Below are 10,275 nucleotides of genomic sequence, written 5' to 3'. Positions count from 1 at the left end.
CGGGCCGTGGCGACAGCCACGGCAACCGGAGGCGTGACCCGATGCATGTCGTCTTCCGCGAAAGTCACGGGTTGGAGGAAACCGACACCCCGCAGGATCTGGGGCAGAGCCCTGCCGATCTGGTGGTGCTGTCCTTTTCCGATTCCGACCTGGGGGCCTTCGCGGCAGGCTACGCACGCGCCAAAACGCATGGGTTTGAACCCTCGGTTCGCCTCGCCAATCTGGTCGCCCTGAAACATCCGCTGTCGGTCGATACCTATGCCGAACAGACGCTGGTCGGCACCAAGGCAGTTCTGGTCAAGCTCATTGGCGGTGAAAGCTACTGGCCCTATGGCCTGGCCACGTTGCGCGAACTGGCGGACCGGACCGGTATGGCGCTGGCGGTCCTGCCCGCCGATGGCCGCCCCGATCCGCGGCTTGATGAGATTTCCACCCTGCCCGTCTCCACCCTGCGCCGCTTGCAGCACCTGTGCGACGCGGGCGGGGCCGTGGCGGCCCATGCGGCGCTGGCGCAACTCGCACTGGCGGGCGGGCTCTATGCGGGCCCCGTGGTGGGCGAAAAGACCGTGCCCGATTTCGGCTTCTACCGTCCGGGCGTTGGTGTGCTGCGCAGCTTTGCGCCCTCGGGCAAGCCGCTCGTCCCCGTCACCTTCTACCGCTCTTACCTGACCGCCGCCGATACCGACCCGGTGGATGCCACCATCGCGGCGCTGGAAGAAAAGGGCTTCGAGGCCGTGGGGATTTTCGCGTCCAGCCTGAAACAGCCCGCCGCTGCGGACTGGCTGCGAACCGAACTGACCCGGCTGTCCCCCGCCGCCATCGTCAACGCCACGGCGTTCTCGGCGCAAGGCGCGGATGGCAAGCCCTCGCCGCTGTCTGAACCCGACTGCCCGGTTTTCCAGATCGCGCTGTCGACCGCGCGCAAGAAGGACTGGGCCGAGGCGGACCGGGGCCTGTCGCCCGCCGACCTCGCCATGCATGTGGTGTTGCCGGAGGTGGACGGGCGCATCTTCGCGGGCGTCGCCAGCTTCAAGCAGCCGGGGCGCAAGGACCCTGACCTGGAGTATTCCCGTTTCGCGCACCGCGCCGATCAGGGCCGCATCGCTCAGGTGGTGGACCGGGTGGCCAGCTGGCACCGCCTTGCCACCCTGCCCGCCGCCGACAAGCGGCTGGCAATCGTGCTCTCCACCTATCCGGGCCGCGACTGGAACCTCGCCCATGCGGTCGGGCTTGATCCGCTGGCCTCGGTCGAGGGGCTATTGGAGGGGCTGACGGCGCAGGGCCACGACCTCGGCCAGGCCCCCGACATGGGCAAGCGGCTGCTGGTCGAGCGGATCGGCTGGCCGCTGGCCGACTACCGCGCGGCCATGGAAACGCTGCCCGCCGCCCTGCGCGACGACCTTTTCGCCGCCTGGGGCGCGCCGGAAACCGACCCCGCCGCGCAGGGTGACCAGATCACCTTCGCCGCGATCCGGGCGGGCAAGGCGCTCATCGCGCTGCAACCCGAACGGGGCGAGGTCAAAACCCGCGACGACGACTACCACGACCTTTCCCGCACCCCGCGCCATGGCTACGTGGCCTTCTACCTCTGGCTCCGTGCACAAACCGACGCGCTGATCCATGTGGGCGCGCATGGCACGCTGGAATGGCTGCCGGGCAAGGCGGTGGCACTTTCGCAGGACTGCTGGCCCGAGGCGCTGCTCGGCCCCCTGCCCGTCATCTACCCCTTCATCGTGAACGACCCCGGCGAAGCCGCGCAGGCCAAGCGCCGCGTGGGGGCCGTCACGATCGGCCATATGCCGCCCCCGATGGCGCAGACGACGCTGCCCGAGGGCATGGGGCGGCTGGAACATCTGCTGGATGAATACTCGACCGCCGACGGTCTGGACCCCGCCCGCCGCGACCGGCTGATCGCTGACATCCGGGCGGAGGCGCAGGGGACCGGGGTCGAGGCCGATCTGGGCATCCCGGAAGACGCCAGCGCCGCCGAGGCGATCACCCGCATTGACCGCTTCGTCTGCGACATCAAGGAAAGCCAGTATGGCGACGGGCTGCACATCTTCGGCACCGGCACCTGCGGGGCGGAGGAACGCGCCGGGCTGCTGTCCGCGCTGGAGGGTCGGCTTGTCGCCCCCGGCCCGTCCGGGTCGCCCCATCGGGGCCGGTCTGACGTGATGCCCACGGGGCGCAACCTCTTCACCACCGATCCCCGCGCCGTGCCCTCCCGTGCCGCCCATGCGCAGGGCGTGAAGCTGGCCGAGGAGCTTTTGCGCAAGCATTTGCAGGACCATGGCGACTGGCCGCGCGGGCTGGTCGTGGACCTGTGGGGATCGGCCACCATGCGCACGGCGGGCGAGGAGTTTGCCATGGCGCTGCACCTCGCGGGCCTCGCCCCGAAATGGGATGAGGGGTCCGAGCGCGTGTCGGGCTTCGAGGTGATCCCGCTGGCGCTGCTTGGCCGCCCCCGGATCGACGTGACCCTGCGCGTCTCGGGCCTCTTCCGCGATGTCTTCCCCGGCCTTGCCCAGATGTTCGAGGCGGCGGCGGGCGCCCTGGCCGACCGCGAGGAAGCGGCAGAGGACAACCCCTACCTCGCCCGCACCCCGCGCGTCTTCGGCCCGCGCCCCGGCAGCTACGGGGTGGGGATGACGGCGCATCTGGACGACTATTCCGACGAGGCCCGCAGTGCGGCGGGCGAGGCATGGCTCGCGGCCTCCTCCTACGCAATTGACGCGCAGGGGACCTCCTCCGAGGCGCGCGATGCGCTGGAAACCCGCGTGAAATCCGCCGACAGTTTCGTGCATCTTCAGGACCTGCCGGAAACCGATCTGCTGATGGCCTCGGACTACGCCGCGCATGAGGCGGGCTTTGCCGCCGCCGTGGCCCGGCTTGGCGGCGATGCGCCCGCGCTTTACCACATGGACGCGACCCAGCCCGACCGCCCCCGCGCCCGCGACCTGACCGAGGAAATCGCCCGCGTCACCCGCGCCCGCGCAGCCAACCCCGACTGGGCGGATGGCATGATGCGGCACGGCTTCCGGGGCGCGGCAGAGATCGCGGCGACGCTCGACCACCTTGCGGCTTTCGCCCATCTGGCGGCCGCCGTGCCGCCGCATCTGTTTGACCTTTACCACGACGCCACCCTTGGCCGCGACGATCTGGTCGCGTTCATGGAGCGCGAGAATCCCGAGGCCCTCGCCGCGATGCGCGCCCGATTCCAGGCGCTGCACGATGCGGGGCTCTGGGTGACCCGCCGCAACTCCATCGCCGCCAGTCTGGAGGCCGCACAATGAGCGCCCCCGTGGTCCATGGCTGGTGCCCCGGTGCGCTGCGCCCGATGATGTCGGGCGACGGGCTGGTTGTCCGCGTGCGTGCACCGATTGGGCGGCTGACGCTGGATCAGGCGGCAGGTGTGGCGCGGCTGGCGGCAGAGCACGGGAACGGGCTCATTGACATGTCCGCCCGCGCCAATGTGCAGATCCGGGGGGTGAGGCCCGAGTCCCATTCTGCCCTGATCGACGGGCTGACGGCGCTTGGCCTCATCGACCGGAACGTGGCGGCGGAAACCCGGCGCAACCTGGTGGTTCAGCCGTTTTGGTCCGAGGGTGACACGACGCATCGCATCGCCCGCACCCTGACCGACGCGCTGGCACAGCCTGACGCCCCCGACCTGCCGGGCAAGTTCGGCTTTGCCGTCGATTGCGGGCCGGAGCCGATCCTGCGCGGGACCTCCGCCGATATCCGCATCGAGCGCGGCGAAAACGGCCTTGTCCTGCGCCCCGATGGCAGCGGCCTTGCAGCTCCCGTGACCGAAGCCACCGCCGCCGAGGCCGCGCTCGACCTCGCCCGATGGTTCCTTGACACCGGCGGTGCGCCCGAAGGCCGGGGCCGCATGGCGCGGCATCTGTCAAGCGGGGCCGTATTGCCCGGCCAGTTCCACGAAACGCCAGCGGTGGCAGGCGCAACGCCTCCGGCTCCGGGTGCCACATCAGCGGGCCAACTCGTGGCACTGGAATTCGGGCAGATCACCGCAGACAGCCTCGCCGCGCTGGCGGAGCTTGCGCCGATCCGCGTCACCCCGTGGCGGATGCTGCTGCTGGAAGGCGTGACCGAGGCCCCCGACCTGCCCGGCCTGATCCACGACGCGATGGACCCGCGCTTGGCGATAGACGTCTGCACCGGCGCGCCGAGCTGTCCACAGGCTCTGTCGCCCACCCGTGACCTCGCCCGCACCCTCGCCCCGCATCTGCCCGCAGGCCAGCGCCTGCACATCTCCGGCTGCGCCAAGGGCTGCGCCCATCCCGGCCCCGCGGCCCTGACCCTGACCGCAACCGGCCCTGACCGGTTCGACCTTATCCGCGACGGCCGCGCCGACGCCACGCCCGAGGCCATCGGCCTTGCCCCCGACCAGATCAAGAAGGCCCTTTGAATGCCCCACACCTATGAAACGAACGGCGCCGCCATCTACGAGGAAAGCTTCCGCACGATCCGCGCCGAAGCCGACCTTGACCGCTTCGACAACGACGAAGAACCGGTCGTCGTGCGGATGATCCACGCGGCGGGCCTCGTGGGGCTGGAAAAGGACGTGCGGTTTTCGCCCGGCATGGCCACCATCGCCCGGCAGGCCCTGAAGGACGGCGCACCGATCCTGTGCGACGCCTATATGGTCAGCGAAGGCATCACCCGCCCGCGCCTGCCCGCAAACAATGAGGTGATCTGCACGCTGCGCGACCCGCGCGTTCCCGAGATGGCCAAGGAGATGGCGAACACCCGCTCCGCCGCCGCGCTGGAACTGTGGCGCCCGCATCTTGAGGGTGCGCTCGTGGCCATCGGCAACGCCCCCACGGCGCTTTTCCACCTGCTCAATATGCTCGAAGACCCCGCCTGCCCGCGCCCCGCCGCCATCATCGGCTGCCCCGTCGGCTTCGTCGGCGCGCGCGAGTCCAAGGATGCGCTGATGCAGGACCTGCCGGTTCCTTCCATGATCGTGCAGGGCCGTCTTGGCGGATCGGCCATTACCGTGGCGGCGGTCAATGCGCTGGCCAGTTTCAAGGAGTAAGCGACATGGGCAAGGTCATCTGCACCGGGCTCGGCCCCGGCGACCCCGAACTCATGAGCGTCCGCTCCGACCGGCTGATCCGCACCGCGCGTCACCTGGCCTATTTCCGCAAGGCGGGCCGCAAGGGGCAGGCGCGCCAGATCGTCGAGGGGATGCTGTCGCCCGAGGTCACCGAACACGCGATGGAATACCCGGTGACGACCGAGATTTCCTTCAAGGACCCGGAATATAACCGCATCCTATCCGAGTTCTACGACGCGTGGACCGACCGGCTGGCAATGCTCGCCACAAGTGATGACGTGATCGTCCTGTGCGAGGGCGATCCGTTCTTCTACGGCTCGTTCATGCACCTGCATTCGCGCCTGCAAGGCCGCGTGGAGGTGGAGATCGTGCCCGGCATCACCGGCATGTCCGGCTGCTGGACGGCGACCGATCTGCCGATCACATGGGGCGACGACGTGCTGACCGTTGCCATGGCGACCCTGCCGGAGGAGGAATTGGTTCGGCGGCTCAAGGACACCGACGCCGCTGTGGTCATGAAGATCGGGCGCAACCTGCCGAAGCTGAAACGCGCGCTGGAGGCTGCGGGGCGGCTCGATGACGCGTGGCTGGTGGAACGCGGCACGATGCCGAAACAGACGGTGCAGAAGCTGACCGACTTCGCGGGTGAGACGCCCTATTTCGCCATCTGCCTCCTGCACGGACAGGGCCGCCGGCCATGAGCGGGTGGGTCGTCGTCGCGGGGCTGGGGCCGGGGCGTGAGTCGCTCATCGTGCCCGAGGTCGCCGAAGTGCTGGCCGAGGCGACCGATGTTGTGGGCTACATTCCTTATGTCCGCCGCGTGACCCCGCGCCCCGGCCTGACGCTGCATGAATCCGACAACCGGGTGGAGCTTGACCGCGCCACCCACGCGCTGGAGATGGCCGCCGAGGGCAAGCGCGTGGTCGTGGTCTCCTCTGGCGATCCGGGCGTCTTTGCCATGGCTAGCGCCGTGTTCGAGGCGCTGGAGGCGGGGCCGGCGGAGTGGCTTTCCCTCGACATCCGCGTGCTGCCGGGGATCACCGCGATGCTGGCCGCAGCCGCCCGGATCGGCGCGCCCCTGGGCCATGATTTCGCGGCAATCAACCTTTCCGACAACCTCAAGCCGTGGGAGCTGATCGAAAAACGCCTGCGTCTTGCAGGTGAGGCGGGCTTCGCCATGGCCTTCTACAACCCGCGCTCGAAATCACGCCCCCACCAGTTCGCCCGCGCGCTGGAGATCCTGCGCGAGGCCTGCGGGGAAGAAACCCTCATCTCCTTCGCCCGCGCGGTTTCGACGCCCGAGGAAGCGATCACTACCGTCACGCTGGCAGAAGCCACGCCCGAGATGGCTGACATGCGCACCATGGTGATCGTCGGCAACCGCGATACGCGGCGGGTGGGAAACTACGTCTACACCCCGAGGTCGGCGCTGTGATCCAGCCAATCCATAACCGCGCTGGCGCTGGTCAGGATGCGGCGTGGCGGCACGTGGGGCCGGTCGATCAGGATCACCGGCAGGCCCAGTTCGCGTGCAGCCTCAAGCTTGGCGCGCGCCCCTACCCCGCCGCCATTCTTGGCGACGATATGGGTGATGCGGTGACGTTCCATCAGCGCGCGGTCGCCCGACACGTCGAAAGGGCCGCGCGCGATGACGGCCTCGGCATCCGGCAGGGGCAGCGGGTCTTTCGGCGGATCGACAAGGCGCAGCAGGTAGAAATTCGCGGGCTTCGCGGCAAAATCCGCCACATGCTGCTTGCCGATGGCCAGGAAAACGCGCGCCCCTTCGGACGGAAGGACCGCGACCGCGCCGCCCATGTCTGCGACATGGGTCCAGCGGTCGCCCTCCCCCCCGATCCAGCCCGGTCGCTCCAGCCCCGCCAGCGGCACGCCCGCCTCGGCGCAGGCATGAACGGCATTCGTGCTCATCTGCGCGGCGAAGGGATGCGTGGCATCGACCACATGCGTAATCGCCTCGGCCTTCAGATAGTCCACCAGCCCCGCCACACCGCCAAAGCCCCCGACCCGTGTGGGCAAGGGCTGCGCCATCGGCTTGTCGGTTCGCCCCGCGTAAGAGAAGATGGCATCCGCCCCCGCCTGGGCCAGAAGGCGGGCGAGCGTGGTGGCCTCGGTCGTGCCGCCAAGCAGGAGGATGCGTGTCATGGCTGAGCCCTGGTTGTCCCTGATCGGTCTGGGTGAAGATGGCCTGAACGGGCTGCCGCCCGCAAGCCGAGACGCGCTGGATACGGCGGAAATCGTCTTTGGCGGGCCAAGGCACCTGGACCTTGCCGAAGTCGGGGACCGGGGCCGCGCATGGCCCGTGCCCTTCTCGGTCGAGCCGATACTGGCCCTGCGCGGGCGGAGCGTGGCGGTGCTGGCCTCGGGCGATCCCTTCTGGCACGGCGCGGGCGGATCGCTGTCGCGCCACCTTGCGCCCGACGAATGGCGTGCCTTCCCCGCGCCGTCCTGCTTTTCGCTGGCGGCGGCGCGGCTTGGCTGGAAACTGGAAGACACGATCTGCCTTGGCCTTCACGCCGCGCCCTTCGAACGGTTGACCCCGGTACTGCACGAGGGCGCCCGTGTGCTGTGCACCCTACGCGATGGCGATGCCGCTGGCGAACTTGCCGCCTGGCTGACTGACCATGGTTACGGGGCGGCGCGCCTGACCATCTGCGAGGCGCTAGGCGGGCCGCGCGAACGGTTGCGCAGCCTCAAAGCCGAGGATCGCGACCTTGGAAAGGTCGCCTCCCCCGCCCTCGCCGCGATCGACGCCAAAGGCGCGCCCGGCCTGTCACGCGCCTCGGGTCTTCCCGACGAGATTTTTCAAAGCGACGGACAGATCACCAAGCGCCCGGTGCGCGCCCTGACGCTTTCGGCCCTCGCGCCCCGGCCCGGCCAGCATCTGTGGGACCTTGGGGCAGGCTCCGGCTCGATCTCGGTCGAGTTCTGCCTTGCTGCCCCCGGCGCGACCGCGACCACGCTGGAAACCCGCGCCGACCGCGCCGAAAACATCCGCTTGAATGCCCACAAATTCGGGCTCGATCACCGGATCACCATCGTGGAGGGCCGCGCACCCGAAGCGCTGGCCGATCTGCCCGACCCCGATACCGTCTTCGTAGGCGGCGGCGCGACGGAGGAGATGCTGACGGCGCTGTGGAACCGGATGCCCAAGGGCACGCGGCTGGTCATGAACGCCGTCACGCTGGAAACCGAGGCGCTGCTGATCCGTTGGCACGGGGCCTATGGCGGGCACCTGCTGCGCGCGGAACTGGCCGAAGCCGGGCCTCTTGGCTCCATGCGCGGATGGGAAAGGGCGCGGCCCGTGATGCAATGGGTGGTGACGCGATGATCTGGGCCGGGGTGGGATTGCGCGCAGATGCAAGCGAAGCGGCTTTCGCTGATGCAATGACGCGCGCAGGTCGCCGCCCAGATGCGCTGGCCTGCCTCGACAGCAAGGTTACGCCCGCGCTTTTGAACTGGGCCAAGGCCGAGGGTCTTCCCCTCACCCACCTGACCGAACAGGACATCGCGGGTGAGCAAACGCTCACCTGCTCCCCCCGCATCAAGGCGCGTTTCGCCACCGGCTCCGTCGCGGAAGCCTTGGCTCTGGCGTCGGCCCGCAAAGGCGGCTACAGGGCACGGCTGATCGCCCCCCGCGTGCAAAGCGCCTGCGGCATGGCCACGATTGCGCTGGCAGAAAGGACTGACACATGACCGTTCACTTCATCGGCGCAGGCCCTGGCGCGGCCGACCTCATCACCCTCCGGGGCCGCGACCTGATCGCGTCCTGCCCGGTCTGCCTTTATGCCGGGTCGCTGGTGCCGGAGGAGTTGCTTTCGTATTGCCCCGAAGGCGCGCGGATCGTGAACACCGCGCCGCTGTCGCTTGACGAGATCATCGCGGAGATCAAGGCGGCGCACGCTGCGGGCCATGACGTGGCGCGGCTCCATTCCGGCGATCTGTCGGTCTGGTCCGCCATGGGCGAACAGCTGCGCCGGTTGCGGGCCGAGGGCATCCCTTATGACGTGACCCCCGGCGTGCCCTCCTTCGCCGCTGCCGCCGCTGCGCTCGGCGCGGAACTGACCCTGCCCGGCGTGGCGCAGTCGCTGGTGCTGACCCGCACCTCTGGCCGCGCGTCGGCCATGCCCGAGGGCGAGACACTGGAAAACTTCGCTGCCACCGGCGCGACGCTGGCCATTCACCTGTCGGTCCATGTGCTGGAGGATGTGGTGACGCGCCTGACCCCCGCCTATGGCCCGGATTGCCCCGTCGCCGTGATCTGGCGCGCCACATGGCCCGATCAGCGCATCGTCAAGGCAACGCTTTCCACGGTCGAGGAGGCCACGGGCGGCGAACGCGGGCGCACGGCGCTGATCCTTGTCGGCCCCGCTTTGGGCGCCGAGGATTTCGACGAAAGCTGTCTCTATGCTGGCGATTACGACCGCCGCTTCCGCCCCGTGGGCACCGACCCGCGCTTCCCGGAGACCGTCGAGTGATCCCCAAGGGCCTTATCATATCCGCCCCCGCCTCGGGCACCGGCAAGACCACGCTGACGCTTGGCCTGCTGGCCGCCCTGCGTGCGCGGGGCCTGACCGTGCAACCGTTCAAGAGCGGGCCGGACTATATCGACCCCGGTTTCCATTCCGCGGCGGCGGGCCGGGCTTCGGTGAACCTCGACACCTGGGCCATGGGCGAAGGGATGATCGGCGGGCTCATTGGCGTGGCGGATGGCGCTGACCTGATCGTCGCGGAAGGCTCCATGGGGCTTTTCGACGGGGTGGTCAGCGATGGCGAATGCGGCAACGGCTCCAGTGCGCATCTGGCGGCGCTGACCGGCTGGCCGGTGGTGCTGGTGCTGGACACGTCCGGTCAGGCGCAATCGGCGGCGGCGGTGGCCAAGGGCTTTGCCCTTATGCGGCGCGACGTACGGATCGCGGGCGTGGTGCTCAATCGCGTGGCCTCCCCCCGGCACGAGGCGATGCTGCGCGCGGGCATGGCGGAGGTTGGGATCGAGGTGCTCGGCGCCCTGCCCCGGCAGAAAGAGATCGAGATGCCCTCGCGCCATCTGGGACTTGTGCAGGCGGGCGAACAGGCAGAGATGCCGCACATTCTGGACACGGCGGCACGTTTCGTGGCGGACAACGTCGATCTCGATGCCCTTCTGGCGATCGCTGCGGACACGCACCCGCAGGGTGCGC

The 10,275-nt window shown here is 69.3% G+C and carries 10 protein-coding genes; 9 read left to right on the top strand and 1 reads right to left on the bottom strand.

Annotated features, from left to right (window positions below; all coding sequences use genetic code 11):
• The first annotated feature begins 41 nt into the window (after positions 1–41).
• The 5 genes from cobN to cobJ are packed head-to-tail and all read left to right on the top strand — an operon-like array spanning position 42 to position 6,515.
• On the top strand, positions 42–3,293 hold the full coding sequence (gene cobN / locus BKY26_RS12225; protein WP_071690670.1) for a cobaltochelatase subunit CobN: 3,252 nt from the start codon (positions 42–44) through the stop codon (positions 3,291–3,293).
• Positions 3,290–4,429, top strand: coding sequence for a precorrin-3B synthase (cobG, locus tag BKY26_RS12220; RefSeq protein WP_071690669.1), 1,140 nt, complete (start codon positions 3,290–3,292; stop codon positions 4,427–4,429). The genes cobN and cobG overlap by 4 nt, the downstream gene beginning before the upstream one ends.
• Entirely contained in the window at positions 4,430–5,059 is a 630-nt protein-coding gene (locus BKY26_RS12215; RefSeq protein WP_071690668.1) for a precorrin-8X methylmutase, read from the top strand.
• 5 nt (positions 5,060–5,064) lie between these two features.
• A complete protein-coding gene (locus tag BKY26_RS12210) occupies positions 5,065–5,781 on the top strand; it encodes a precorrin-2 C(20)-methyltransferase (protein ID WP_071690667.1) in 717 nt (238 codons plus the stop codon).
• On the top strand, positions 5,778–6,515 hold the full coding sequence (gene cobJ, locus BKY26_RS12205; protein WP_071690666.1) for a precorrin-3B C(17)-methyltransferase: 738 nt from the start codon (positions 5,778–5,780) through the stop codon (positions 6,513–6,515). Before BKY26_RS12210 ends, cobJ begins: the two co-directional genes overlap by 4 nt.
• On the opposite strand, the gene BKY26_RS12200 is transcribed toward cobJ, so the two are convergent.
• Positions 6,491–7,240 (bottom strand): cobalt-precorrin-6A reductase, encoded by a 750-nt coding sequence (locus BKY26_RS12200; RefSeq protein ID WP_071690665.1) that lies wholly within the window; start codon positions 7,238–7,240, stop codon positions 6,491–6,493. The two genes, cobJ and BKY26_RS12200, sit on opposite strands and share 25 nt — an antisense overlap.
• Here BKY26_RS12200 and cbiE point away from each other — a divergent pair.
• The 4 genes from cbiE to BKY26_RS12180 all read left to right on the top strand — a co-directional run.
• The gene (cbiE, locus tag BKY26_RS12195) at positions 7,239–8,426 is read left to right on the top strand and encodes a precorrin-6y C5,15-methyltransferase (decarboxylating) subunit CbiE (protein ID WP_071690664.1); all 1,188 of its coding nucleotides are present in this window, start codon (positions 7,239–7,241) and stop codon (positions 8,424–8,426) included. The two genes, BKY26_RS12200 and cbiE, sit on opposite strands and share 2 nt — an antisense overlap.
• Complete coding sequence (locus BKY26_RS12190; RefSeq protein WP_321184868.1) at positions 8,408–8,791, top strand: cobalamin biosynthesis protein; 384 nt, start codon at positions 8,408–8,410, stop codon at positions 8,789–8,791. Before cbiE ends, BKY26_RS12190 begins: the two co-directional genes overlap by 19 nt.
• A complete protein-coding gene (cobM, locus tag BKY26_RS12185; RefSeq protein ID WP_071690663.1) occupies positions 8,788–9,573 on the top strand; it encodes a precorrin-4 C(11)-methyltransferase in 786 nt (261 codons plus the stop codon). Before BKY26_RS12190 ends, cobM begins: the two co-directional genes overlap by 4 nt.
• Positions 9,570–10,275 (top strand): cobyrinic acid a,c-diamide synthase CobB (locus BKY26_RS12180; protein WP_131541853.1); only part of this gene is annotated, 706 nt, incomplete at its 3' end. The genes cobM and BKY26_RS12180, both read left to right, overlap by 4 nt.

This window comes from Nioella sediminis (assembly GCF_001879695.1).
Lineage (GTDB): Bacteria > Pseudomonadota > Alphaproteobacteria > Rhodobacterales > Rhodobacteraceae > Nioella > Nioella sediminis.
This window is presented reverse-complemented; position numbering and strand designations above follow the sequence as displayed.

Excerpts from the sequence above, each read along its gene's own strand:
- cobN (WP_071690670.1), top strand. The coding sequence starts at position 42 with ATGCATGTCGTCTTCCGCGAAAGTCACGGGTTGGAGGAAACCGACACC.
- cobG (WP_071690669.1), top strand. The coding sequence starts at position 3,290 with ATGAGCGCCCCCGTGGTCCATGGCTGGTGCCCCGGTGCGCTGCGCCCG.
- BKY26_RS12215 (WP_071690668.1), top strand. The coding sequence starts at position 4,430 with ATGCCCCACACCTATGAAACGAACGGCGCCGCCATCTACGAGGAAAGC.
- BKY26_RS12210 (WP_071690667.1), top strand. The coding sequence starts at position 5,065 with ATGGGCAAGGTCATCTGCACCGGGCTCGGCCCCGGCGACCCCGAACTC.
- cobJ (WP_071690666.1), top strand. The coding sequence starts at position 5,778 with ATGAGCGGGTGGGTCGTCGTCGCGGGGCTGGGGCCGGGGCGTGAGTCG.
- cbiE (WP_071690664.1), top strand. The coding sequence starts at position 7,239 with ATGGCTGAGCCCTGGTTGTCCCTGATCGGTCTGGGTGAAGATGGCCTG.
- BKY26_RS12200 (WP_071690665.1), bottom strand. The coding sequence starts at position 7,240 with ATGACACGCATCCTCCTGCTTGGCGGCACGACCGAGGCCACCACGCTC.
- BKY26_RS12190 (WP_321184868.1), top strand. The coding sequence starts at position 8,408 with ATGGGTGGTGACGCGATGATCTGGGCCGGGGTGGGATTGCGCGCAGAT.
- cobM (WP_071690663.1), top strand. The coding sequence starts at position 8,788 with ATGACCGTTCACTTCATCGGCGCAGGCCCTGGCGCGGCCGACCTCATC.